Source organism: Enterobacter sp. MGH 38 (assembly GCF_000492855.1).
Taxonomy (GTDB): domain Bacteria; phylum Pseudomonadota; class Gammaproteobacteria; order Enterobacterales; family Enterobacteriaceae; genus Enterobacter; species Enterobacter hormaechei_C.
Window position 1 is genome coordinate 1,687,014 of the sequence record NZ_KI535607.1, and the last position, 24,944, is coordinate 1,711,957.

Sequence of the window (24,944 nt, forward strand, 5' to 3'; positions counted from 1 at the left end):
AATGCGAATATTTGTTTACGGCAGTTTACGAACCAGGCAAGGCAACAGCCACTGGATGACCAACGCCCAGTTGCTGGGAAATTACACAATCGAAAACTACCAGTTGTACAGTCTGGGCCACTATCCAGGCGCAGTTCCGGGGAACGGAACGGTACAGGGTGAGGTTTATCGTATTGATAATGCCACGCTGGCCGAACTTGATGCCTTGCGCACCAGGGGCGGTGAATACGCTCGCCAGTTGATCCAGACGCCTTACGGCAGTGCATGGATGTACGTGTACCAACGTTCGGTCGACGGGTTAACGCTGATTGAAAGCGGTAACTGGTTAGACAGAGACCAGTTCTGAAAAACGACAACGCCACCGTAAGGTGGCGTTGTTTTTTTGCGCCCATTCGCACGGGTTACCGGGATCGAAAGGCACAAAAAAGCCCCGACGCGCGGGGCTTAGTATCAGCAGTAAGAATTACTTCTTAGCAGCACGCTCGAAAGAGGCGATGATTTCTGCTTTCGCCGCTTCTGCGTTATCCCAGCCTTCAACTTTAACCCATTTGCCTTTTTCGAGATCTTTGTAGTGCTCGAAGAAGTGGGCGATCTGCGCTTTCAGCAGCTCTGGCAGGTCGTTCACATCTTTAATGTGATCGTACTCTTTGCTCAGCTTGGTGTGCGGTACAGCAACCAGTTTCGCATCTTCACCCGCTTCGTCAGTCATTTTCAGCACGCCAACAGGACGGCAGCGAATGACGGAGCCTGGCTGCAATGGGTATGGCGTCGGGACCAGTACGTCAACCGGGTCACCGTCCAGAGACAGAGTGTGGTTGATGTAGCCGTAGTTGCACGGATAGAACATGGCGGTAGACATGAAACGGTCAACGAACAGCGCACCGGTGTCTTTGTCGATTTCGTATTTGATTGGATCTGCGTTGGCCGGGATTTCGATCACAACGTAGATGTCTTCTGGCAGTTCTTTACCCGCAGGGACGTTGAGTAAGCTCATGTCGGTGTCCTTTAAAATGGATGGTAAACAAGTGGCAGGTATTATAGCCAACTGGCGCTGAAAGTCTCCGCCTGTTTTCGACTTCTCTCCCTCGCGCCTTCACTTTTCAGACCGTTTCCATGACAGGATAATCCATAAACTCAGCCGCATTTTAAATGTTGAAATGAAAGCGATTACAAACTTGTGATTAACGTTTTATTCACTTTTCTGAAGTGTGATGTAACGCAATCCGTAACATATTCCATTGGCTATAGTTCATCCGCGGAACATCTTTTAACCAACAATAACCTACCCTACGAGGACGTTCATATGTGGAAGCGCTTACTTCTTGTTACAGCAGTTTCGGCAGCCATGTCGTCTATGGCGATGGCCGCACCTTTAACCGTGGGATTTTCGCAAGTCGGATCTGAATCCGGCTGGCGCGCCGCTGAAACGAATGTGGCGAAAAGTGAGGCCGAAAAGCGCGGTATTACGCTGAAAATCGCCGATGGTCAGCAAAAGCAAGAGAACCAGATTAAAGCGGTGCGCTCGTTTATCGCTCAGGGCGTGGATGCCATCTTTATTGCCCCGGTTGTCGCTACGGGCTGGGAGCCGGTGCTGAAGGAAGCCAAAGATGCTGAAATTCCGGTCTTCCTGCTCGACCGTTCCATCGACGTAAAAGACAAATCTCTCTATATGACCACCGTCACCGCCGATAACGTGCTGGAAGGCAAACTGATTGGTGACTGGCTGGTGAAGCAGGTGGATGGCAAGCCGTGTAACGTGGTTGAGTTGCAGGGCACCGTCGGAGCGAGCGTGGCTATCGACCGTAAGAAAGGTTTCGCGGAGGCCATCGCCAAAGCACCAAACATCAAAATCATCCGTTCTCAGTCCGGCGACTTCACCCGCAGCAAGGGTAAAGAGGTCATGGAAAGCTTCATCAAGGCAGAAAATAACGGCAAAAATATTTGCATGGTTTACGCCCACAACGACGACATGGTGATCGGCGCCATTCAGGCCATCAAAGAAGCGGGCCTGAAGCCGGGCAAAGATATCCTCACCGGCTCGATCGACGGCGTACCGGACATCTACAAAGCAATGATTGACGGCGAAGCGAACGCCAGCGTGGAGCTGACGCCAAATATGGCGGGCCCGGCATTCGATGCGCTGGAGAAATTCAAGAAAGACGGCACCCAGCCTGAGAAGTTGACCATCACCAAATCCACGCTCTACCTGCCGGACACGGCGAAAGAAGAGTTAGAGAAGAAGAAAAATATGGGCTACTAAGCCCTCGCCCCCTCACCCTAGCCCTCTCCCCGGAGGGGAGAGGGAAAAGGGCGGGTTGGGCAGAAAATTAAAGATGGGCACGACATAGTCCCCTCTCCCCTCCGGGGAGAGGGTCAGGGTGAGGGGGAAACCATGACCACCGAACAACACCAGGAAATCCTTCGCACAGAGGGCCTGAGTAAATTTTTCCCTGGCGTTAAGGCGCTGGATAACGTTGATTTCAGCCTGCGGCGGGGGGAGATCATGGCGTTGCTCGGCGAAAACGGGGCGGGGAAGTCGACGCTGATTAAAACCCTGACCGGGGTCTATCACGCCGATCGCGGCGCTATCTGGCTGGAAGGTAACGCCATTTCGCCCAAAAACACCGCACATGCCCAGCAACTGGGGATCGGCACGGTCTACCAGGAAGTAAACCTGCTGCCAAACATGTCGGTAGCGGATAACCTGTTTATTGGCCGCGAGCCCAGACGTTTTGGCCTGCTGCGCCGCAAAGAGATGGAAGCGCGCGCCGCGAAGCTGATGGAATCGTATGGCTTCTCTCTCGACGTGCGCGAACCGCTGAACCGTTTCTCCGTGGCGATGCAGCAGATCGTGGCGATCTGTCGCGCTATCGATCTCTCGGCGAAAGTGCTGATCCTCGATGAACCCACCGCCAGCCTCGATACCCAGGAAGTGGAGATGCTTTTTACCCTGATGCGCCAGCTGCGTAATCAGGGCGTTAGCCTGATTTTCGTGACGCATTTCCTCGATCAGGTTTACGAGGTGAGCGACCGTATTACGGTGCTGCGCAACGGCAGCTTTGTCGGCTGCCGGGAAACCCGCGAGCTGCCGCAGATAGAGCTGGTCAAAATGATGCTGGGCCGCGAGCTGGAGACCAACGCGCTTCAGCGCGCGGGCCGTACGCTGCTGAGCGAAAAACCGATCGCCGCGTTTCACGATTACGGCAGAAAAGGGACCATCGCGCCGTTTAACCTCGAGGTACGCCCCGGTGAAATTGTGGGACTGGCGGGTCTGTTAGGCTCCGGGCGCACCGAAACCGCCGAAGTCATCTTCGGGATCAAACCTGCCGACAGCGGAACGGCGCTGATCAAAGGCAAACCACAAACGCTACGTTCACCGCATCAGGCGTCGTGCCTCGGCGTGGGCTTCTGCCCGGAGGACAGGAAAACGGACGGTATTATTGCCGCCGCCTCGGTGCGGGAAAACATCATTCTGGCGCTACAGGCCCAGCGCGGCTGGCTGCGTCCGATCCCTAAGCGCGAGCAGAACGCGATTGCCGAGCGCTTCATCCGCCAGCTCGGTATACGTACCCCGAGCGCGGAACAGCCCATCGAGTTCCTCTCGGGCGGTAATCAGCAGAAGGTGTTGCTCTCGCGCTGGCTGCTCACCAAGCCGCAATTCCTGATCCTCGACGAGCCCACGCGCGGTATCGACGTGGGCGCGCACGCCGAAATCATCCGGCTTATCGAAACGCTCTGCGCCGACGGTCTGGCGCTGCTGGTGATCTCGTCTGAGCTGGAGGAGCTGGTCGGCTATGCCGATCGCGTCATCATCATGCGCGATCGCAGGCAGGTGGCAGAGATCCCGCTGGATAAACTGTCGGTTCCGGCGATCATGAATGCCATCGCGGCGTAAGGAGTCAAATGTGATGTCCCGTTCTCTTTCGCAAACTGGCGAAGCGAAGCGCCGCTTCAGCTGGCCGACCGGCACGCCGCAAATCGTGGCGCTGCTGCTGGTGCTGCTGGTGGATAGCCTGGTGGCTCCGCATTTTTTCCAGATCGTCGTGCAGGATGGCCGCCTGTTTGGTAGCCCGATCGACATCTTAAACCGTGCCGCGCCCGTGGCGCTGCTGGCGATTGGTATGACGCTGGTCATTGCCACCGGCGGGATCGACCTCTCCGTCGGTGCGGTAATGGCGATTGCGGGCGCCACCGCCGCCTCGATGACCGTCGCCGGGCACAGCCTGCCGGTGGTTCTGCTGGCCGCGCTGGGCTCCGGCGTGCTAGCCGGGCTGTGGAACGGCATTCTGGTCGCGGTGCTCAAGATCCAGCCGTTTGTCGCGACGTTGATTTTGATGGTGGCCGGGCGCGGTGTGGCGCAGCTTATCACCTCCGGTCAAATCGTCACCTTTAACTCCCCAAGCCTGGCGTGGATCGGCAGCGGTAATTTTCTGTTCTTCCCGACGCCGGTGATCGTCGCGCTGGTGACGCTGGTGGTGTTCTGGCTTTTCACCCGCAAAACGGCGCTCGGGATGTTCATCGAAGCGGTGGGGATTAACATTCGGGCCGCGAAAAACGCCGGGGTAAATACGCGGCTGATGGTGATGCTGACTTACGTGCTGAGTGGCGTCTGTGCTGCGATTGCCGGGGTGATCGTGGCCGCCGATATTCGCGGAGCGGATGCCAATAACGCCGGACTCTGGCTCGAGCTGGATGCAATCCTTGCGGTGGTTATCGGCGGTGGATCGCTGATGGGCGGACGTTTTAATCTGCTGCTCTCGGTGGTGGGGGCGTTGATTATTCAGGGTATGAATACCGGTATTTTGCTCTCCGGGTTCCAGCCGGAGCTGAATCAGGTCGTCAAAGCGGTCGTGGTGCTTATCGTGCTTATCGTGCAGTCGCCGCGCTTTATCACTCTCATTAAGAGGTTCCGCGGTCATGATAAAACGTAATTTGCCGTTAATGATCACGCTGGGCGTGTTCGTGCTGGGATACCTTTACTGCCTGACCCAGTTCCCGGGCTTCGCCTCCACGCGGGTGATTTGCAACATCCTGACCGACAATGCCTTTTTAGGCATTATCGCCGTCGGCATGACGTTTGTGATCCTCTCCGGCGGGATCGATCTCTCCGTTGGGTCGGTGATCGCCTTTACTGGCGTGTTCCTTGCCAAGGCGATTGGCTTTTGGGGGATTTCGCCGCTGCTGGCTTTTCCGCTGGTGCTGGTCATGGGCTGCGCGTTCGGCGCCTTTATGGGGCTTTTGATCGATGCGCTGAAAATCCCGGCCTTTATTATCACCCTCGCCGGGATGTTCTTCCTGCGCGGCGTGAGCTATCTGGTGTCGGAGGAGTCAATTCCCATTAACCACCCGATCTACGACACGCTCTCCAGCCTGGCGTGGAAAATCCCCGGCGGGGGGCGCCTGAGCGCAATGGGGCTGCTGATGCTGGGCGTGGTGGTGATCGGGATCTTCCTCGCCCACCGTACCCGGTTTGGTAACCAGGTTTATGCCATTGGCGGCAGCGCCACGTCCGCGAACCTGATGGGAATTTCCACGCGCAGCACCACTATCCGCATCTACATGCTTTCGACCGGGCTGGCCACGCTCGCGGGGATTGTATTCTCGGTTTATACCCAGGCAGGCTATGCGCTGGCGGGGGTGGGCGTTGAGCTGGACGCCATTGCCTCGGTGGTGATTGGCGGTACGCTGCTCAGCGGCGGGGTGGGGACGGTGCTCGGCACGCTGTTTGGCGTGGCGATCCAGGGGCTGATTCAGACCTATATCAACTTCGACGGCACGCTCAGCTCCTGGTGGACCAAAATCGCCATCGGCATTCTGCTGTTTATTTTTATCGCGCTCCAGCGCGGCCTGACGGTGCTGTGGGAGAACCGCCAGAGCTCGCCTGTTACCCGGGTGAATACCTCTGTAACAGGGCGATAACATGCTGAAATTGCTTAAACTCTAAACATTTTCCGGTAGCGGCCGATACTCTTTTTTTATGCCCAGAAATATCTCGCTACCGGAAATAACATCATGCTTAAAACGCTATCGATTCGTACCGGCTTGCTCTCTTTACTGGCCGTTATGACCCTTCTGCTGCTGATTGTCAGCGGCATCGGCATTTATGCCCTTACACAAAGTTCCGCTTCTCTCCAGCGCATCAATCATCTTCAGGGTGAACAGATGGTGCAGCTGAATGCCGGCTATACGCTGATCCTGCGCGCGCGTAACGAAGCGGGGCAGGCCGTCCGCATGATGGAGGTCGGCCTGCTGGACGATGCGGCCAGGGCGGTCAAAACCATTAACCAGGAAGTGGCGCTGGCACAGAAAACGCTGAAGGACGTGATCGGCAGCGGCGTGGCGGATGAGCAGGGGCAAAAGCTGCTGGATAACGTCGCCGCGAGCCTGGCGGTGTACAACCAGCAGGGTATCAGCCCGATGCTGAAAGCCCTGAACGAGCAAAGCGCGGACAGCTATTACGATCTGCTGGAAAACAAGCTGGTCCCGGTGGCGAAGCAGTTTGATAACGATATGCAGGCGTTCCAGGCATGGAGCGAGGCGCGCGGCAAAGCGGAGGTGAGCGCCGTGCAGGCGAGTAAAACCCGCGTGCTGATCCTGATTATCGTCGCGGCGCTGCTGACGGCTGGCATTATCGTGCTGGCCTGGCTGGTTCTGCGCCATATGCTGCTCGAGCCGCTTTCAGCCTCGATTGCCCAGCTGGAACATGTGGCGGCCGGGGATTTAACCCATACCCTGAACGCGCCGGCGAGCCAGGAATTTAATCGCCTTAACGCGGCGATCGAAGGGATGCGCCAGTCGCTGATGGACTCCGTTCTGCGGGTGCGTGACGCCAGCTCGCAGATTGATACCGGCAGCCGCGAGCTGACGGCCGGGAATATGAACCTGGCTCAGCGCACGGAATCCACCGCCACCTCGCTGGAGCAGACGGCCGCCAGCATGGAAGAGATCACCGCCACGGTGAAACTTAACGCCGATAACGCCGAGCAGGCGCACCAACTGGCGAAGTCGGTCTCCGATACCGCCGATCACGGCAGCGAAATGGTCTGCTATGTCATTGAGAAGATGCGCGACATCTCCGGCAGCTCGGCACGCATCGCCGATATCCTGAGCGTCATCGACGGCATTGCCTTCCAGACCAATATTCTGGCGCTGAACGCCTCCGTTGAAGCGGCGCGTGCGGGTGAGCAGGGGCGAGGTTTTGCGGTCGTGGCGGGTGAGGTGCGTAATCTCGCCAGCCGCAGTGCTGATGCGGCGAAAGAGATCCGCTCGCTTATCAGCGATTCGCAAACCCACGTGAACGAGGGCAGCGAGCTGGCGCAGCAGGCCGGTGAGACGATGGACGAGATCGCCACCGAAGTACTGCGTATGACCAAACTGATGCGTGAAATTGCGACGGCCTCTCAGGAGCAAAGCCGCGGTATTGAGCAGGTGAATATCGCTGTCAATCAGATGGATGAAACGGCGCAGCAAAATGCGGCGCTGGTCCAGCAATCATCTGCGGCAACACGTTCCCTGGAGGAGCAGTCTCGCGAGCTGATGGAAGCGATGGCCTCCTTCAAATTGACGACGCAAACGGCATGACGAAAAAAAGGGGAGCCTGACGGGCTCCCCTTTTCGTGCGTTACGCGTCCGGGAATTCGCGGATCATGCGTTCAACGTCATCCACCATATGGCGGTTGCCGACGAAGAAGGAACGGCGCTGGTGCAGGCTTTCTGGCACGATATCCAGAATACGCTCTTTACCGTCGCTCGCCTTGCCGCCTGCCTGTTCGGCCAGGAATGCCATTGGGTTGCACTCGTACAGCAGACGCAGTTTTCCGTCCGGGTGGCTGGCGGTGCTTGGGTAGAGGTAAATACCGCCCTTCAGCAGGTTACGGTGGAAATCCGCCACCAGCGAGCCGATATAGCGTGAGGTGTACGGGCGCTGGGTGGCTTTATCCTCTTCCTGGCAGAATTTGATGTACTTCTTCACGCCGTTCGGGAATTTGATGTAGTTGCCTTCGTTGATGGAGTAGGTGTTGCCCTTCTCCGGGAAGCGCATACGCTCCTGGCACAGGCAGAATACGCCCAGGGACGGATCGTAGGTAAAGGCGTGTACGCCGCAGCCGGTGGTGTACACCAGCATGGTGGACGAGCCATACACCACATAACCGGCAGCAACCTGTTTACTGCCCGGTTGCAGGAAGTCTTCTTCCGTCACCGGCGTACCAACCGGCGTGACGCGACGGTAGATGGAGAAAATGGTACCGACAGAAACGTTAACGTCGATGTTGGAGGAGCCGTCCAGCGGATCCATCAGAACAACGTATTTCGCGTGTTCACACCCTTCGAATACGACGATCTCATCTTCTTCTTCAGAGGCGATACCCGCAACGATGTCGCGCGCGCGCAGTGCAGCTTTCAGTTTTTCATTGGCGAACAGGTCGAGTTTCTGCTGAACCTCACCCTGAACGTTCTCGGCACCGCTGGCACCCAGGATATCGACCAGACCGGCCTTGTTGATATCGCGGTGGATGATCTTAGCGCCCAGCTTTATTGCCGACAGCAAAGCAGTGAGCTCACCCGTAGCATGAGAGAACTCGTGCTGCTTTTCGACAATAAATTCACCTAACGTTTTCATAACACTTTCCCTGCATCTTATGTTGAGTAAAGCGGTTGATGTCCAACAATCTTAACAAACATTCAAATATTAGCGCAGAGGTGAATCGCGCCAGCAAAATACGGATTTACCTGAAATGCGTTTCACAGCCGCTGACATGTGAGTAAAATGTGCGCCACATTGAAGAAGGATAGTGACGTATGCGCATTCATATATTGGGGATTTGTGGCACTTTCATGGGCGGACTGGCAATGCTGGCGCGCTCGCTGGGCCATGAAGTGACAGGTTCGGACGCCAATGTGTATCCGCCGATGAGCACGCTGCTCGAGAAGCAGGGAATTTCTCTGATTCAGGGATACGACGCCAGCCAGCTGGAGCCGCAGCCGGATCTGGTGATCGTGGGTAACGCCATGACCCGTGGGAATCCATGCGTTGAAGCGGTGCTGGAACGCAATATCCCGTACATGTCTGGCCCGCAGTGGCTGCATGATTTTGTCCTGCGCGACCGCTGGGTTGTCGCCGTTGCCGGGACGCATGGCAAAACCACCACCGCCGGTATGGCGACCTGGATCCTCGAAGCCTGCGGCTACAAGCCGGGCTTTGTGATCGGCGGCGTGCCGGGCAATTTCGACGTCTCCGCGCGTCTGGGCGACAGCCCGTTCTTTGTGATTGAAGCGGATGAATACGACTGCGCGTTCTTCGACAAGCGATCTAAATTCGTGCATTACTGCCCACGCACGCTGATCCTCAACAACCTTGAGTTCGATCACGCGGATATCTTTGACGACCTGAAAGCGATTCAGAAACAGTTCCACCATCTGGTGCGCATTGTTCCGGGCCAGGGCCGCATTATCCTGCCGGAGAACGACATCAACCTGAAGCAGACTATGGCGATGGGGTGCTGGAGCGAGCAGGAGCTGGTGGGCGAGCAGGAGCTGGTGGGCGAGCAGGGGCACTGGCAGGCGAAAAAGCTCAACGCGGATGCCTCCGAATGGGAAGTGCTGCTCGACGGTGAGAAAGTGGGCGAGGTGAAGTGGGGCCTGGTGGGCGAGCACAACATGCACAACGGCCTGATGGCGATCGCCGCGGCGCGTCACGTTGGCGTACTGCCTGCGGATGCCGCCAATGCGCTGGGCACGTTTATCAACGCTCGTCGCCGTCTGGAGCTGCGTGGCGAAGCCCACGGTGTGACGGTGTATGACGATTTCGCGCACCACCCAACGGCCATTCTGGCGACGCTTGCCGCATTGCGTGGCAAAGTTGGCGGCACCGCGCGCATTCTGGCCGTACTGGAACCGCGTTCGAACACCATGAAAATGGGCATCTGCAAAGACGATCTCGCGCCGTCCTTAGGGCGTGCCGACGAAGTCTTCCTGCTGCAACCGCAGCATATTCCGTGGCAGGTGGCCGAAGTGGCCGACGCCTGCATTCAGCCGGCGCACTGGAGTGCGGACGTGGATGTCTTAGCGGATATGGTGGTGAAAGCCGCACAGCCTGGCGATCACATTCTGGTGATGAGCAACGGCGGGTTTGGTGGGATCCATCAGAAGCTGCTGGACGGTCTGGCGAAGAAAGCCGCGGCCGCAGAGTAAAAAAAAGCCCGGTGGCGCTAGCGCTTACCGGGCCTACATTATCTCTTCTCCCTCTCCCCTTTGGGGAGAGGGCTAGGGAGAGGGCTGGGGTGAGGGGTTTACTCTTCGTTCTCAGACAGCTCGCGCAGATACTGGAAAATCAGACGCGCTGACTTCGGCGGCTTATTCCCTTCTTTCTCTTTCTTCGCGTTACGGATCAAAGAACGCAGCTGCTGGCGGTCGGCATTCGGCCACAGGTTCAGCACTTCAGGTACCGCGTCATCACCTTGCTCGATAAGACGGTCGCGGATCTGCTCCAGCTTATGGAACAGCGCAACCTGCTGGTTGTGGCGGTTCTTCAGTTTATCCAGCGCCTGACGGATCGGCTCAACATCGCGCTGACGCAGCAGTTTCCCGATAAGCTGAAGCTGGCGGCGACGCCCTTCTTTCTTGATTTTCTGTGCCAGTTCAATGGCATCACGCAGATCCTGGTCGAGCGGGATCTTATCCAGCGCGTTTTTACCCAGTTCTACCATTTCTGCGCCAAGCTGTTTTAACTCTTCGGCGTCACGTTTAATTTCACTTTTACTGACCCAGATGATCTCATCATCTTCGTCTTCGATGTCATCACCGGGAACGTCGTCGAGCCAGTCTTCGGGCTGCTTAGTCATGTCAGGCTCCTTAAAAAAAGAGGCTAATGTTACCAGTTAAGACGCGCACTGAAAAACGGTTCTCTGTTAGACTTCACTTAACTCTCTCTTACAGTATGGCATTTGCGATGAAAGTAACCTCACAAGTTGAAGCGCAGCGTAAGATTCTGGAAGAAGCCGTCTCCACCGCGCTGACGCTTGCTTCAGGTAAATCAGATGGCGCCGAAGTGGCGGTCAGCAAAACCACCGGCATTAGCGTGAGCACCCGCTATGGCGAAGTGGAGAATGTAGAATTTAATAGCGATGGCGCACTGGGGATCACCGTGTATCACCAGAATCGCAAAGGCAGCGCGTCGTCTACCGATCTCAGCCCGGATGCCATCGCCCGTACGGTGCAGGCGGCGCTGGATATCGCGCGTTACACCTCCCCGGATCCTTACGCTGGCGTGGCCGATAAAGAGCTGCTGGCGTTTGACGCGCCGGATCTCGATCTGTTCCATCCCGCGGAAGTGACGCCGGATGAAGCCATTGAGCTGGCCGCGCGTGCCGAGCAGGCCTCTTTGCAGGCTGACAAACGCATCACCAATACCGAAGGCGGCAGCTTTAACAGCCACTACGGCATTAAAGTGTTTGGTAACTCCCATGGAATGTTGCAGGGGTACTGCTCAACCCGCCACTCGCTTTCCAGTTGCGTCATCGCCGAAGAAAACGGCGACATGGAGCGCGATTACGCCTATACCATTGGCCGCGCGCTGGGGGATTTGCAGTCTCCGGAGTGGGTGGGTAAAGCGTGCGCCGAACGCACGCTGTCTCGCCTGTCGCCGCGTAAACTCTCCACCATGAAAGCCCCGGTGATTTTTGCCAACGAAGTGGCGACCGGCCTGTTTGGCCATCTGGTGGGCGCTATCGCGGGCGGCTCCGTTTACCGTAAATCGACCTTCCTGCTCGACTCGCTGGGCAAGCAGATCCTGCCGGAATGGCTGACCATCGAAGAGCACCCACACCTGCTGAAAGGGCTGGCCTCCACGCCGTTCGACAGCGAAGGCGTACGCACGGAACGCCGGGATATCGTGAAAGACGGCATTCTGACCCAGTGGCTGCTGACCAACTACTCTGCGCGTAAGCTGGGGCTGAAAAGCACCGGGCACGCGGGTGGCATCCACAACTGGCGCATTGCCGGACAGGGCCTGAATTTTGAACAGATGCTGAAAGAGATGGGCACCGGCCTGGTGGTCACCGAGTTGATGGGGCAGGGCGTGAGCGGTATCACCGGCGATTACTCTCGCGGTGCAGCGGGCTTCTGGGTCGAAAACGGTGAAATTCAGTATCCGGTGAGCGAAATCACCATCGCCGGCAACCTCAAGGACATGTGGCGCAATATTGTTACGGTCGGTAACGATATTGAAACACGCAGCAATATTCAGTGTGGTTCTGTATTACTGCCTGAGATGAAAATCGCCGGGCAATAATCCCCGTAAAAGCGTGATTAATAATAAAAAAGGAAGTGAGCAATGCGTAAACACCTGTTAGCGATCGTCGCGGCTTCAACGCTGGTTCTTGGCTCATCTGCGTTTGCTGCCGATCTCGAAGACAACATGGACATCCTCAGTCAAAATCTGAAGGTGGTGCAGAAAACCGACAATGCGGCGGAAATGAAAGACGCACTGACGAAGATGCGTGAAGCTGCGCTGGATGCGCAAAAAGCGACGCCGCCGAAGCTGGAAAGCAAAGCGGCAGACAGCGCCGAGATGAAAGACTACCGCCACGGCTTTGACGTGCTGGTCGGCCAGATCGACGGCGCGCTGAAGCTGGCGAACGAAGGCAAAGTGAAGGAAGCCCAGGCGGCAGCCGATCAGTTTGCGGCGACCCGCAACGCGTATCACAAAAAGTATCGTTAATTGGGTGCCTGAGCTGTACGTCCTCTCTCCGTATGCGGAGGCGCATGATGCGCCCCCGCATCGTTGCTCCCTACTTGCCGGAGCGACAATCCATCCGCGCTGTCACTTCAAGCGAGCCATTACGAAAACGGATCTCGCACAGTGTTTTCCTCGTCACCAGCGTTAAGATGATTATTGTCAAAGAAATAATCATCAAAACCCCGATACTTGGGTTTCTGCGTTTCATGGATGCCTCCTTGCTTTAAAGCGGGCGAGGTAGCGAACTCCACGGTGTGACGTGTCGTTTCGAGCCCCCGCCCTGATTTTTTATCAGGCGGGGCTTTCCACTTTCCGTCCCATGCCTGAGACGGTCAGTCTCAAGCACCCGCCGCCACTCTAGCGAATCTCCATAAGAAAACCTTATCCACGTCACATTTCTACGAGCCTGCTCGTAATCTTTTCCACTCCGCTTTTCAGTCTAATACCGCGTAATAGCGTGATATTCATCACGTAAATCCAGCGATTTATACAGATTCACCGCATTTATGTGGCACAGATCACTGCCGCTGCTCGCCTTTCCACTTCGAAGTGGAAAACAACTCGCTACAAACAATTCCCCCCCAACGTTAGTTTTATTCCAGAGCCATTAACGGGGTAAGACGAGTGATTAACGGAGCGGTAATGAACGACGTTGGGGAACAGGCGGTGCAAACAGAACAGCTCGCGAACACCATGCTTCAGCAGGTCTACGCCCTGCTGGCCCGGCACAACATCATCCCCAACGCGGTACAGGAGCAGATGCTGACCTCCCACGTTCGCGCAATGGCGCACCGGTCCGTGACCGGCGAGCCGCTGCCGGAGGTTGAAGCAGAGCTGTTCGACGAAATTTCACCAGATTCAATGCAACTTGCCCGTGAAGTGGTAGCGCAGTTCGGCAACCTTCCTGATGAAGAGGCCTGGCTGCTCTCCGTTCACTTCGAAGTCGCGAAAGACAACCTTTAAGGAGCAACACATGGAACAGATTACAGTCGTGATTGGCGATCGCCTGGGTAAAGGTCAGAAAGTGGCTGCGGGTGTGGAAAAAGCCGGCGGACGCGCGGTTGTCGTACCGGGCATGGCAGCGGATATGAAGCTCGGTGACGTGATGAAAGCGGAAAACGCCACCTTCGGCATCTCCTTCTGCGGCAGCGGCGGCGCGGGCGCCATCACCGCTCAGACCAAATATGGCTACAAGGCCAAATACGGAATGCGCTCCGTGGATGAGGGTGTGACCGCCATCAACGAAGGCTGCAACGTGCTGGGCTTTGGCTTTATGGATAAAGAAGAGCTGGGCGAGCGTCTGGTACAGGCGTGGCAGAAGAAATACGGCGCGTAAGCATGAAAGAACAGTTCACAACCACGGTGAGAGTGAAGGGGAAGGGCGACGCCAAAGCGCGCGCCTTTGCCGACGCGCTCAACCACGTTCAGGCCGCGGTGATGAAAACCTCACCGCATATCTTACTGCGTATTGAGCCACAGGATGTGCAGGTCGTTCAGGCGCAAGAAGCGGTGCGAAAAGAAGCGTTTCTGTTCTTCTTTCTGCGCCGGGAAAGACGCACCTACAGCGTGGAGCTGGATGTGACCGTCAACGTGACAGCCATCAATCTCGACCAGGTGGATTTCGTCACGCAACGCTGATTATTCATAAAAGGGCAGACTGATGTTCTTAATTATATTAATAAAATCGCTCATCATCGGCGGCCTGGTAGGCGTCGGTGTCGGGGCCGGGGCTGCACGCATGTTTCATGCGCCTACCACTCAGGGTATGGGCGCGTTTCGTACGTTGGGGGAACTGAACTCCTGCGAAGGGGATCCGGCGTCCCACTTCTCCTTTGGGTTAGGTTTCTTCTTTAACGCCTGGGCCTCTTCCGTGGCCGCAGGTGCCTTCACACAGGACGTTGACCACCGCATCATCCCAAACTGGGGTGCTGCCGCGCTGATGATCAAAAACCGTAACGTCGGTGAAACGCTGCATGACCCGCGCAAAATGGCGATTGCCTGCGGCATCATCGGCATGATTGTCGTGACCTTCCTTAACCTGACCGCCTCCTCCGTGCCCGCAGCGCTTCAGGTCACCGCCGTGAAGGTGCTGGTGCCTGCCGCGAACCTGCTGGTCAACACCGTGATGCCGGTAATCTTCTGGCTGGCGGCCATCGACGCGGGTAAAAAATCGGGCTTCTGGGCCACCATCTTTGGCGGCGCGGCGCAGCTGATTATGGGCAACGCCGTACCGGGTCTGGTACTGGGTATTCTGATCGGTAAAGGCGTGGAGGAGAGCGGCTGGAACCACGTCACCAAAGTGATGATGGCGGCGATCGTTCTGCTCTTCGTGCTGAGCGGCTTCTTCCGCGGCTTCGACATGAAGATGATCGAATCCTTCCATCTGACCGTGCCGAACTGGCTCGACATGATCCACAACTCGCTCAGCGGTAAATAACAGGAGCCTCTAAATGGAACAGAATAAAGGTTTTTGGTATGCCGACTGGTCGTTCCCGATCTTCGTTGGCCTGCTCTCCTCCGGCGTGTTTGCCGGGACGCACATGTACTACCTCTACGGCATCGGCGCGTTTAACGAAGTGGCCTTCGTGGCGATGCTGAAAGCGGGCATTGATACCGGCGTTTACGGCGCGGTGGCGGCATTTGGCGCGAGCTTCCTGTTCGCCCGAATTATCGAAGGGTCGCTGGTAGGTATTCTTGATATCGGCGGGGCGATCCAGACCGGCGTGGGCCTCGGCGTACCGGCGCTGCTGCTGGGCGCGGGGATCATGTTCCCGGTGACCAACTTCATTGCCTCGCTGATTACCGGCCTGGTGATTGGTCTGGCGATTGGCTACGTCATCATCCTGGCGCGTAAGTTCACCATCAACCAGAGCAACTCCACCTACGGCGCAGACGTGATGATGGGCGCGGGTAACGCCTCCGGCCGCTTCCTCGGGCCGTTGATTATCCTCAGCGCCATGACCGCTTCCATTCCAATCGGCGTCGGTTCCCTGGTAGGCGCGTTGCTGTTCTACATCTGGCAGAAGCCGATAACCGGTGGCGCCATCCTCGGCGCAATGATTTTGGGCTGGCTGTTCCCGGTCGCCCTTTAATACCCGCGGGCGCTTCGGTGCCCGCCTTATCAGGAGAACCCCATGTTTGATCTACTCCTGCGCCGTGCGCGCCTCGCCGACGATACCCTGACCGATATCGCCATTCAGGACGGGAAGATCGCCGCGACAGGCGACATTAACGCTCCCGCCCGCAAAACGGTTGAGCTTAACGGTGATGTGTTCGTCAGCGCGGGCTGGATTGACTCCCACGTCCACTGCTACCCGAACTCCCCGATTTACCACGACGAGCCGGACAGCGTGGGCATTGCCACCGGCGTCACCACCGTGGTGGACGCGGGCAGCACCGGGGCCGACGACGTGGACGATTTCTACGCCATCACCCGCAAAGCCTCCACCGAGGTGTTTGCCCTGCTGAACATCTCCCGCGTGGGGCTGATCGCCCAGAACGAGCTGGCCAAAATGGCCAATATTGACGCCGACGCGGTGAAAGAGGCGGTGAAACGCTATCCTGATTTTATCGTCGGCCTGAAGGCGCGCATGAGCAGCAGCGTGGTCGGTGAAAACGGCATCACCCCGCTGGCGCGCGCGAAAGCGATCCAGAAAGAGAACGGCGACCTGCCGCTGATGGTGCACATTGGCAACAACCCGCCGAACCTCGACGAAATCGCCGAGCTGCTGAGCTCCGGCGACATCATTACCCACTGCTACAACGGCAAGCCAAACCGCATCCTGACGCCCTCCGGCGAGCTGCGTGCCTCCATTACCTCCGCCCTGAAGCGCGGCGTGCGTCTGGACGTTGGCCACGGTACGGCGAGCTTCAGCTTTGAAGTGGCGAAGCGCGCTATTGCGATGGGCATTCTGCCGCACACCATCAGCTCGGATATTTACTGCCGCAACCGCATCAACGGTCCGGTCGGCTCGCTGGCAAGCGTGATGTCGAAATTCCTCGCCATCGGCATGTCATTGCCGCAGGTGATTGACTGCGTCACCGCCAACGCCGCCGACGGCCTGCGCCTGACGCGCAAAGGCCGCATTCAGCCTGGCCTCGACGCCGATCTGACGCTGTTTACCCTCAAGCGCCAGCCGACGGTGCTGACGGATGCCGAAAACGACAGCCTACAGGCTGAACACATTCTGGTGCCGCTTGCCGCGATCCGCGCGGGCAAGGGCTACATGACCGAACAAGGGAGCACGGAACATGCCTTCGATTTATGAGAAGTACAACTTAAAGCAGGTTATCAACACCTCTGGCCGCATGACGGCGCTGGGCGTCTCCACGCCGCGCCCGGAAGTGGTGCAGGCGGCGATGGACGGCATGAATCACTATTTCGAGATGAAGGATCTTGTCAATAAAACCGGGGAATACATCGCGAAGCTGCTGGACGTGGAAGGGGCGACGGTGGTCTCCTGCGCGTCGGCGGGCATTGCCCAGTCCGTGGCCGCGGTGCTGGTGAAAGACAGCGACTGGCTGCTGGAAAACCTGCACGTCACCCCGATTGAGAACAACGAGATCGTCCTGCCGAAAGGCCACAACGTGAATTTTGGCGCGCCGGTGGGCACCATGGTGGCGCTTGGCGGCGGCAAGCTGGTGGAAGCGGGCTACGCCAACGAATGTTCCGCCGATCAGCTGGCGGCGGCGATCACCCCGCGCACGGCGGCTATCCTCTACATTAAATCGCACCACTGCGTGCAGAAAAGCATGCTCAGCGTCGAGCAGGCGGCGGTTGTCGCGCGTAAACACGACTTGCCGCTGATCGTTGATGCCGCGGCGGAAGAAGATCTGCATACCTATTACCGATCCGGCGCCGATCTGGTGATCTACAGCGGCGCGAAGGCGATCGAAGGCCCAACCAGCGGCCTGGTGATTGGCAAAACCCAGTACGTTGAGTGGGTGAAGCGCCAGACGGCGGGCATTGGCCGCGCGATGAAGGTGGGCAAAGAGGGCATTCTTGGCCTGACCTGCGCCATCGAACACTACCTGACGGCCACCAAGGAGAGCGGCGCCGAGATGGTGGCGAAAATGACGCCGTTTATCGAGGCGCTCAACACCCTTAACGGTGTGACCGCGCGCGTGGTCTGGGACAGCGCCGGACGCGACATCGCCCGCACCGAAATTAAGTTCGACGAAGCCACCACCGGCGTCGGCACGGGTGACCTGGTGAATGCGCTCAAGCAGGGCGAATACGCCATCTATTTCCGTGGCTACAAGGCCAACGAAGGGATTATTGAGGCGGACGTGCGCAGCGTAAACGCTGACCAGCTGAACATTGTGTACCGCCGCATTAGTGAAGTATTAGGACAGGAGAAAAACGCATGAAACTGACCCCCAACTTTTACCGTGACCGCGTCTGCCTGAACGTGCTGGCAGGCTCAAAGGCCAACGCCAGCGCCATCTATGAGGCGGCGGAAGGCCACGTGCTGGTGGGCGTGCTCTCCAAAAATTACCCGGACGTGGCGAGCGCGGTCGCGGATATGCGTGAATACGCGAAGCTGATTGATAACGCGCTCTCCGTTGGCCTGGGCGCGGGCGATCCGAACCAGTCGGCGATGGTGAGTGAAATCTCCCGCCAGGTGCAGCCGCAGCACGTTAACCAGGTCTTTACCGGCGTGGCCACCAGCCGCGCGCTGCTGGGGCAAAATGACTCCGTGGTCAACGGTCTGGTCTCTCCGACCGGTACCGTCGGGATGGTGAAAATCTCCACCGGCCCGCTGAGCAGCAACGCGCCGGACGGCATTGTCCCGGTTGAAACCGCCATCGCCCTGCTGAAAGATTTCGGCGGGAGCTCCATCAAGTACTTTCCGATGGGCGGCCTGAAATGCCGTGACGAATACCAGGCGGTGGCGGAAGCCTGCGCCCGTCACGACTTCTGGCTGGAGCCGACCGGGGGAATCGATCTGGAGAACTTCGAGGCGATCTTGCAGATCGCCCTCGACGCGGGCGTGAGCAAAATCATCCCGCATATCTACAGCTCGATTATCGATAAAGCCAGCGGTGATACGCGCCCAGAAGATGTGCGCACGCTGCTGGCGATGACGAAGAAGCTGGTGAAGTAAAACCTGCCCCTCACCCCAGCCCTCTCCCCAAAGGGGAGAGGGTGTAATCGTCCCCTCTCCCCTTTGGGGAGAGGGTTAGGGTGAGGGGAAACAAACCGCACACACCCGAAGGAGCCACCATGCACACCCGTACCCTGCTTGTTGCTTCACTCTCTTTACTTGCTACCTCTGCTATTGCTCAAAACCAGTACGCCTGGGTGGGCACCTACAACCCCAACGGCGAAGGGCTGTACCGCTTTACCGTCGACCCGCAAACCGGTGCGCTGAACGATAAAACGCTGGTGAGCAAGCTGCCGAACGCCGCGCAGTTAACCGTCTCACACGACGGCAAAACGCTCTATCTGGCAAGCGAAGTGGAGCAGGGCGTGGTGCAGGCGCTGCGCATCGGCGATAACGGCACGCTGAGCGAGCTGAATCAGGTGGCCTCCGGCGGCGCGGGGCCGGTATATCTTTCCCTGACGCCGAACGGTAAACATCTGCTGGTGGCAAACTACATCAGCGGAACTGTCGCGGTGCTGCCCGTTAACGCAGACGGCAGCCTGAGCGATGCTACGGACACCCATCAGGACAAAGGCGAACCGGGCGCGGCGAAGCCGGAAGCTGCCGTCGAGGGCAGTTTCGCCATCAGCGATCATAACGGCCCGCATGCGCACATGATCGCCGCCGATCCGAGCGGGAAATACGTTTTTTCCACCGATCTGGGGCTGGATCGCATCTATCAGTACCGTTTTGACGATCAAACCGGGAAGCTGACTCCGAACGATCCGCCGTTTATCAGCGCCTCCTCAAAAGGGGCCGGGCCGCGCCACTTCGTCTTTACGCCGAAAGGTGATGCCCTGTGGCTGATTAACGAAGAGGCGTCTACGCTCACCCATTATGCGCTGGACAGTAATGGCAGGCTGAAAGAGGGTAAAACGGTTTCAGCCCTGCCGGACGGTTATAAAGGCACCAGTTTTGCTGCCGGGCTGGCGCTAAGTGCCGACGGGAAACAGCTGTATGTCGCTAACCGTTTGCATAACAGCATCGGGCACTTTACCGTAACGGCAGAGGGTACGCTGACGCATCAGGATGATGTCTGGACGCGCGGCGACTATCCGCGCACCCTGACGCTCGATAAGCAGGGTCGCTGGCTGTACGTCATGAACCAGCGCAGCGACAACATTACCCGTTTCCGCGTGGCACCGGACGGCAAGCTGAGCGCCGAGCCAGACTATACCCCGGTCGGCAGCCCATCCCAGATGGTCATTTCACCTTAAGCCGTAAGAGGACAACGACGTGCGATTTCCGAACCAACGTTTAGCGCAACTTTTCGATCTGTTGCAAAACGAGACGCTGCCGCAGGACGAGCTGGCGCAGCGGCTGTCGGTTTCCACGCGAACCGTCCGGGCGGATATCACCGCCCTGAACGCGCTGCTGGCTAGCCACGGCGCGCAGTTCATTTTGAGCCGGGGCAACGGCTATCAGCTCAAAATTAATGATGTGGCGCGCTATCAGCAATTGCAGGCGTCCCACCCGCGCGCGCTGCGTATTCCGCGAACCGGACCTGAGCGCGTGCACTATCTGGTGGTGCGTTTTCTGACGTCAGCCTTTTCCATCAAGCTGGAGGATCTGGCCGATGAGTGGTTCGTCAGCCGGGCCACGTTGCAGAGCGACATGGTGGAAGTGCGCGAGTGGTTTCACCGTTACAACCTGACGCTGGAAACCCGCCCTCGCCACGGCATGAAGCTGTTTGGCAGCGAGATGGCGATCCGCGCCTGCCTGACCGACCTCCTGTGGGAGCTGGCGCAGCAGGACAGCCTGAACCCGCTGGTGACCGACGTGGCGCTGAACGCGGGCGTGGCGGAAAAGATGGTGCCGGTGCTGCACGATGCGCTGACGCGCCATCACATTCGCCTGACCGACGAAGGCGAGCTGTTCCTGCGCCTGTACTGCGCGGTGTCGGTGCGGCGCATCAGCGAAGGGTATCCGCTGCCGGAATTCCACGCGGAAGACGTGGAAGAGAACGTGCATGAGGCGGCGAAAGATATCGCGGTAGCTATCCAGGAACTGGCGGGCAAAGCGCTGTCGCCGTCAGAAGAGAGCTGGCTGTGCGTGCACATTGCGGCGCGGCAGATCCAGGAGATCGCCCCGAGCGCCATTAATGCTGACGACGACGAAGCCCTGGTCAACTACATTCTGCGCTACATCAACACCCACTATAACTACAACCTGTTGAGCGACGAGCAACTGCATGCAGATCTGCTCACGCACATCAAAACCATGATTACCCGCGTGCGGTATCAAATCATGATCCCCAATCCGTTGCTGGATAACATCAAGCAGCACTACCCGATGGCGTGGGATATGACCCTCGCGGCGGTGTCGAGCTGGGGCAAATACACCCCGTATGTGATCAGCGAAAACGAAATTGGTTTTCTGGTGCTGCATATCGGCGTCGGGCTGGAGCGCCACTACAACATCGGCTACCAGCGCCAGCCGCGGGTGCTGCTGGTATGCGACGCAGGTAACGCGATGGTGCGCATGATCGAGGCGGTACTTCAGCGTAAATACCCGCAGATTGAGGTGACGCGCACGCTCACCCTTCGCGAGTACGAGCTTGCCGATGCCATTAGCGAAGACTTTGTGATCTCCACCGCCCGTGTGAGCGAAAAATCCAAACCGGTGGTGATGATCGCCCCGTTCCCGACCGATTATCAGTTAGAGCAGATCGGCAAGCTGGTGCTGGTGGACCGCACCCGGCCGTGGATGCTGGAAAAATACTTCGACGCGGCCCATTTCCGCATTATCGACAAGCCTGTCGACCAGCAAACGCTGTTCCGCGAGCTGTGTGAACAGCTTGAAGCAGAGGGCTTTGTCGGTGCGGAGTTTCTGGATTCGGTTATCGAGCGTGAAGCCATCGTCAGCACCATGCTCGGCGACGGCATTGCGCTGCCGCACTCCCTCGGCCTGCTGGCGCAAAAAACGGTGGTCTACACCGTGCTGGCGCCGCAGGGCATTCAGTGGGGAGATGAAACCGCCCATGTCATCTTCCTGCTCGCCATCAGCAAAAGCGAGTACGAAGAGGCAATGGCGATTTACGACATCTTTGTCACTTTCCTGCGTGAACGCGCGATGGCGCGCCTGTGCCAGTGCGAGAATTTTGCGGCGTTTAAGGCTGTGGCGATGGAGAGTTTGAGTCGGTTTTGACGTTCAGGCGGACAGAGGATATCCGCCTTCATTCAACGCAGATGATGCACAACCTGGTTGCTGCTGCCGCGCCAGATAAGCATAGGATCTTTTAGATCCTGCATGAACTTGCCGTCGACCAGGACGTTAATTAGATCCACCACTTCCATCTGCTGCGCATTCAGTTCATCCAGCTTATAGCCCGTCCAGACCCAGATGTCTTTTCCCGCGCACTCGTGGTGGATGCGTTTTACCAGCTTCAGGATCTCCGGCACGTTTTGCGGATGGAGCGGGTCGCCGCCGGAGAGCGAGATCCCCTGGCGTTTGATGCGCGTGTCGTTCAGGTCGTTGATGATGCGGTCTTCCATCTCAGCGGTAAACGGCATACCCGAGTTCAGGCGCCAGGTGCTTTTGTTGTAGCAGCCGGGGCACTCGTGAACGCAGCCTGATACAAACAGGGTACAGCGGGTGCCGGGGCCGTTGACGATGTCGACGGGGTAGTACTGGTGATAATTCATAGCGTTAACCTGATGCCCTCACCCCGGCCCTCTCCCACAGGGAGAGGGAGAAAACCGGTGGCCGGAATAACAATGTGCTCGATCGGTTCCCTCTCCCTTGAGGGAGAGGGGTAGGGTGAGGGGGACACCCTGCGCAGAACTTACCCGATCTGCCCATTCCCGAGATGTTTCACCCTGCGCTTCACCTCTTCCTGCTTACCGGCGTTAAACGGACGGGCATCCGGGCTGCCGAGGTAGCCGCACACGCGGCGGGTCACGGAGACGCGGGCTGCATCATGGTTACCGCATTTCGGACAGGTGAAGCCTTTGCTGGTGCACTCGAACTCACCGGTAAAGCCGCACTCGTAGCACTCGTCAATTGGCGTGTTGGTTCCGTAGTACGGCACGTGCTGATAGCTGTAATCCCACACGTCTTCCAGCGCCTTCAGGTTGTGCTGAATGTTCGGGTACTCGCCATAGCAGATAAAACCGCCGTTCGCGATGGGCGGATAAGCCGCTTCGAAGTCGATCTTGTCGTACGGGTTCACCTTCTTCTCCACATCGAGGTGGAAGCTGTTGGTGTAGTAACCTTTGTCGGTCACGCCTTCCACGATGCCGAATTCGGCGGTGTCCAGACGGCAGAAGCGATCGCAGAGGTTTTCACTCGGCGTGCTGTACAGGCTGAAACCGTAACCAGTTTCCTCTTTCCACTGGTCTACCGCATCGCGCAGGCGCTGCACAATCGCGATACCCTTCTCACGCAGGGCGTCGTTGTCATAGATATGCTTGTCGCCAAACAGCGCGTTAATCGTTTCGTGAATGCCGATATAGCCAAGAGAGATCGACGCGCGACCGTTTTTGAAGATCTCCGACACATCATCGTCCGCTTTCAGGCGCACGCCGCAGGCTCCTTCCATATAGAGAATTGGCGCGACGCGGGCTTTCACCCCTTCAAGACGGGCGATGCGGGTCATCAGCGCCTTACGTGCCAGCTGTAAACGTTCATCCAGCAGCGTCCAGAAGGCCGCTTCATTCCCTTTGGCTTCCAGCGCGATGCGCGGCAGGTTCAGGCTGATGACGCCCAGGTTGTTGCGCCCGTCGTGGATCTGCTCGCCGTTCTCATCTTCGTACACGCCGAGGAAGCTGCGGCAGCCCATTGGCGTTTTAAACGAACCCGTGACTTTTACCACCTGGTCGTAGTTGAGGATATCCGGGTACATACGCTTGCTCGCGCACTCCAGCGCCAGCTGTTTGATGTCGTAGTTCGGATCGCCAAACTTGTGGTTCAGGCCGTCGCGAATGGCGAACACCAGTTTCGGGAACACCGCCGTTTTACGGTTTTTACCGAGGCCGGAGATACGGTTGCGCAGAATAGACTGCTGGATCAGGCGTGATTCCCAGCTGGTGCCGAGGCCAAACCCGAAGGTCACAAACGGCGTCTGGCCGTTGGCGGTGTGCAGCGTGTTTACCTCATATTCCAGCGACTGGAAGGCGTCGTAGCACTCTTTCTCGGTGCGGGAACGGGCGTAACCGTCAGCATTCGGGATCTGCCACTCTTCCGCCGTTTTACGGTGTTTGTTGAAGCTCTCGGTCACGAACGGGGCCAGCACTTCATCAATGCGGTTAATGGTGGTGCCGCCATAGATGTGGCTCGCCACCTGGGCGATGATCTGCGCCGTGACCGCCGTCGCGGTGGAGATGGATTTCGGCGGCTCAATCTCGGCGTTACCCATTTTAAAACCGTGGGTCAGCATGCCTTTCAGGTCGATCAGCATGCAGTTAAACATCGGGAAGAACGGCGAGTAGTCGAGATCGTGATAGTGGATCTCACCGCGCTCGTGCGCCGAGACTACATCGCGCGGCAGCAGATGCTGACGGGCATAGTGCTTGGCGACGATACCGGCCAGCAGGTCGCGCTGGGTCGGGATCACTTTGCTGTCTTTATTGGCATTTTCATTGAGCAGCGACGAGTTGGTTTGCTCTACCAGGCCGCGGATCTCCTGGTTAAGGCGACCCCGTTTCTCACGCTGGACGTCACGGTCGTGACGATACTCAATGTAGGCGCGCGCCAGCTGCTTGTACGGACCAGACATCAGCTGGTTTTCAACCGCGGTCTGGATCTCGTTGATATCCACCTGGCTGCGTTCATGCATCTGGCTGCTAACGACTTCTGCGACGGTGGCGCAGTAATCTGCGTCATCGACTCCCGCTGCTTTAGCTGCACGCAGAATGGCTTCTTTGATGCGCTCTGATTTAAACGGCACTTTACAGCCATCACGTTTCATCACATGCGGTGTCATGATCACTCCATTTTAAAAACAGGTTATCCACAGAGGTGGAGAAGTATTCACCGGGCGTATTCCTCGCCGCGGCAAAGACTTCCCGCGTGCCCAGCCCGTGTTATCCACAATTCCGGCCAGCGTAAGCGCCGTCTTGTTG

The 24,944-nt window shown here is 57.8% G+C and carries 25 protein-coding genes; 19 read left to right on the plus strand and 6 right to left on the minus strand.

What is annotated here, in order from left to right; genetic code table 11:
• Nucleotide 1: 1 nt before the first annotated feature.
• Nucleotides 2–346, plus strand: a complete 345-nt coding sequence (locus L384_RS12940) for a gamma-glutamylcyclotransferase family protein (RefSeq protein ID WP_017383925.1) — start codon at nucleotides 2–4, stop codon at nucleotides 344–346.
• 117 nt (nucleotides 347–463) lie between these two features.
• Here L384_RS12940 and ppa read toward each other — a convergent pair whose 3' ends face one another.
• Nucleotides 464–994, minus strand: a complete 531-nt coding sequence (gene ppa / locus L384_RS12935; protein WP_006810347.1) for an inorganic diphosphatase — start codon at nucleotides 992–994, stop codon at nucleotides 464–466.
• 309 nt (nucleotides 995–1,303) lie between these two features.
• Between ppa and ytfQ the strand changes: the two genes are divergently transcribed.
• The 5 genes from ytfQ to L384_RS12910 all read left to right on the plus strand — a co-directional run bounded on the left by ytfQ (nucleotide 1,304) and on the right by L384_RS12910 (nucleotide 7,581).
• Entirely contained in the window at nucleotides 1,304–2,260 is a 957-nt protein-coding gene (gene ytfQ, locus L384_RS12930) for a galactofuranose ABC transporter substrate-binding protein YtfQ (RefSeq protein WP_017383924.1), read from the plus strand.
• Nucleotides 2,261–2,392: 132 nt separating this feature from the next.
• Nucleotides 2,393–3,895 carry a galactofuranose ABC transporter, ATP-binding protein YtfR gene (gene ytfR / locus L384_RS12925; RefSeq protein WP_017383923.1) on the plus strand — a complete coding sequence of 501 codons (1,503 nt, stop codon included), beginning with the start codon at nucleotides 2,393–2,395 and terminating at the stop codon, nucleotides 3,893–3,895.
• Between the two features lie 10 nt (nucleotides 3,896–3,905).
• A complete protein-coding gene (gene ytfT, locus L384_RS12920) occupies nucleotides 3,906–4,931 on the plus strand; it encodes a galactofuranose ABC transporter, ATP-binding protein YtfT (RefSeq protein ID WP_161353898.1) in 1,026 nt (341 codons plus the stop codon).
• A complete protein-coding gene (gene yjfF / locus L384_RS12915; protein ID WP_023302976.1) occupies nucleotides 4,918–5,919 on the plus strand; it encodes a galactofuranose ABC transporter, permease protein YjfF in 1,002 nt (333 codons plus the stop codon). Before ytfT ends, yjfF begins: the two co-directional genes overlap by 14 nt.
• A gap of 93 nt (nucleotides 5,920–6,012) precedes the next feature.
• On the plus strand, nucleotides 6,013–7,581 hold the full coding sequence (locus tag L384_RS12910; protein ID WP_023315279.1) for a methyl-accepting chemotaxis protein: 1,569 nt from the start codon (nucleotides 6,013–6,015) through the stop codon (nucleotides 7,579–7,581).
• A gap of 40 nt (nucleotides 7,582–7,621) precedes the next feature.
• Here the strand turns inward: L384_RS12910 and fbp are convergent, their stop codons facing one another.
• On the minus strand, nucleotides 7,622–8,620 hold the full coding sequence (gene fbp, locus L384_RS12905; protein WP_003856070.1) for a class 1 fructose-bisphosphatase: 999 nt from the start codon (nucleotides 8,618–8,620) through the stop codon (nucleotides 7,622–7,624).
• 179 nt (nucleotides 8,621–8,799) lie between these two features.
• On the opposite strand from fbp, the gene mpl reads away from it, so the two are divergent.
• Nucleotides 8,800–10,191, plus strand: a complete 1,392-nt coding sequence (gene mpl / locus L384_RS12900; protein ID WP_023324059.1) for a UDP-N-acetylmuramate:L-alanyl-gamma-D-glutamyl-meso-diaminopimelate ligase — start codon at nucleotides 8,800–8,802, stop codon at nucleotides 10,189–10,191.
• Between the two features lie 98 nt (nucleotides 10,192–10,289).
• Here the strand turns inward: mpl and yjgA are convergent, their stop codons facing one another.
• The gene (gene yjgA / locus L384_RS12895) at nucleotides 10,290–10,841 is read right to left on the minus strand and encodes a ribosome biogenesis factor YjgA (protein ID WP_003856072.1); all 552 of its coding nucleotides are present in this window, start codon (nucleotides 10,839–10,841) and stop codon (nucleotides 10,290–10,292) included.
• A gap of 95 nt (nucleotides 10,842–10,936) precedes the next feature.
• On the opposite strand from yjgA, the gene pmbA reads away from it, so the two are divergent.
• Entirely contained in the window at nucleotides 10,937–12,289 is a 1,353-nt protein-coding gene (gene pmbA, locus L384_RS12890) for a metalloprotease PmbA (protein ID WP_015572506.1), read from the plus strand.
• Between the two features lie 42 nt (nucleotides 12,290–12,331).
• Nucleotides 12,332–12,718: a cytochrome b562 gene (gene cybC, locus L384_RS12885; protein ID WP_022650280.1), complete on the plus strand. Its 387-nt coding sequence runs from the start codon at nucleotides 12,332–12,334 to the stop codon at nucleotides 12,716–12,718.
• A 70-nt stretch (nucleotides 12,719–12,788) separates the two neighbouring features.
• On the opposite strand, the gene L384_RS21850 is transcribed toward cybC, so the two are convergent.
• Nucleotides 12,789–12,944 (minus strand): Hok/Gef family protein, encoded by a 156-nt coding sequence (locus tag L384_RS21850; RefSeq protein WP_017383916.1) that lies wholly within the window; start codon nucleotides 12,942–12,944, stop codon nucleotides 12,789–12,791.
• A gap of 416 nt (nucleotides 12,945–13,360) precedes the next feature.
• Here L384_RS21850 and L384_RS12875 point away from each other — a divergent pair, with 416 nt between their 5' ends.
• The 10 genes from L384_RS12875 to L384_RS12830 all read left to right on the plus strand — a co-directional run bounded on the left by L384_RS12875 (nucleotide 13,361) and on the right by L384_RS12830 (nucleotide 22,029).
• On the plus strand, nucleotides 13,361–13,699 hold the full coding sequence (locus tag L384_RS12875) for a PRD domain-containing protein (RefSeq protein WP_026080657.1): 339 nt from the start codon (nucleotides 13,361–13,363) through the stop codon (nucleotides 13,697–13,699).
• Nucleotides 13,700–13,709: 10 nt separating this feature from the next.
• Complete coding sequence (locus L384_RS12870; protein ID WP_006810339.1) at nucleotides 13,710–14,072, plus strand: SFCGS family glycine-rich protein; 363 nt, start codon at nucleotides 13,710–13,712, stop codon at nucleotides 14,070–14,072.
• A gap of 2 nt (nucleotides 14,073–14,074) precedes the next feature.
• Nucleotides 14,075–14,374 (plus strand): DUF4312 family protein, encoded by a 300-nt coding sequence (locus tag L384_RS12865; RefSeq protein WP_023324060.1) that lies wholly within the window; start codon nucleotides 14,075–14,077, stop codon nucleotides 14,372–14,374.
• A 22-nt stretch (nucleotides 14,375–14,396) separates the two neighbouring features.
• A complete protein-coding gene (locus L384_RS12860) occupies nucleotides 14,397–15,173 on the plus strand; it encodes a DUF4311 domain-containing protein (protein WP_006810337.1) in 777 nt (258 codons plus the stop codon).
• Between the two features lie 13 nt (nucleotides 15,174–15,186).
• On the plus strand, nucleotides 15,187–15,828 hold the full coding sequence (locus L384_RS12855; protein ID WP_003856081.1) for a DUF4310 family protein: 642 nt from the start codon (nucleotides 15,187–15,189) through the stop codon (nucleotides 15,826–15,828).
• Nucleotides 15,829–15,870: 42 nt separating this feature from the next.
• A complete protein-coding gene (locus L384_RS12850) occupies nucleotides 15,871–17,004 on the plus strand; it encodes an amidohydrolase/deacetylase family metallohydrolase (RefSeq protein WP_023324061.1) in 1,134 nt (377 codons plus the stop codon).
• Nucleotides 16,988–18,106 (plus strand): DgaE family pyridoxal phosphate-dependent ammonia lyase, encoded by a 1,119-nt coding sequence (locus tag L384_RS12845; RefSeq protein WP_023324062.1) that lies wholly within the window; start codon nucleotides 16,988–16,990, stop codon nucleotides 18,104–18,106. Before L384_RS12850 ends, L384_RS12845 begins: the two co-directional genes overlap by 17 nt.
• Nucleotides 18,103–18,843 carry a 2-dehydro-3-deoxy-phosphogluconate aldolase gene (locus L384_RS12840; protein WP_023315284.1) on the plus strand — a complete coding sequence of 247 codons (741 nt, stop codon included), beginning with the start codon at nucleotides 18,103–18,105 and terminating at the stop codon, nucleotides 18,841–18,843. Before L384_RS12845 ends, L384_RS12840 begins: the two co-directional genes overlap by 4 nt.
• A gap of 119 nt (nucleotides 18,844–18,962) precedes the next feature.
• Nucleotides 18,963–20,099 carry a lactonase family protein gene (locus tag L384_RS12835; protein WP_023324063.1) on the plus strand — a complete coding sequence of 379 codons (1,137 nt, stop codon included), beginning with the start codon at nucleotides 18,963–18,965 and terminating at the stop codon, nucleotides 20,097–20,099.
• A 19-nt stretch (nucleotides 20,100–20,118) separates the two neighbouring features.
• Entirely contained in the window at nucleotides 20,119–22,029 is a 1,911-nt protein-coding gene (locus L384_RS12830) for a BglG family transcription antiterminator (protein ID WP_023324064.1), read from the plus strand.
• A gap of 32 nt (nucleotides 22,030–22,061) precedes the next feature.
• Here the strand turns inward: L384_RS12830 and nrdG are convergent, their stop codons facing one another.
• Nucleotides 22,062–22,526, minus strand: coding sequence for an anaerobic ribonucleoside-triphosphate reductase-activating protein (gene nrdG, locus L384_RS12825; protein WP_003856093.1), 465 nt, complete (start codon nucleotides 22,524–22,526; stop codon nucleotides 22,062–22,064).
• A 140-nt stretch (nucleotides 22,527–22,666) separates the two neighbouring features.
• Complete coding sequence (nrdD, locus tag L384_RS12820) at nucleotides 22,667–24,805, minus strand: anaerobic ribonucleoside-triphosphate reductase (protein WP_003863406.1); 2,139 nt, start codon at nucleotides 24,803–24,805, stop codon at nucleotides 22,667–22,669.
• Nucleotides 24,806–24,944: the final 139 nt, after the last annotated feature.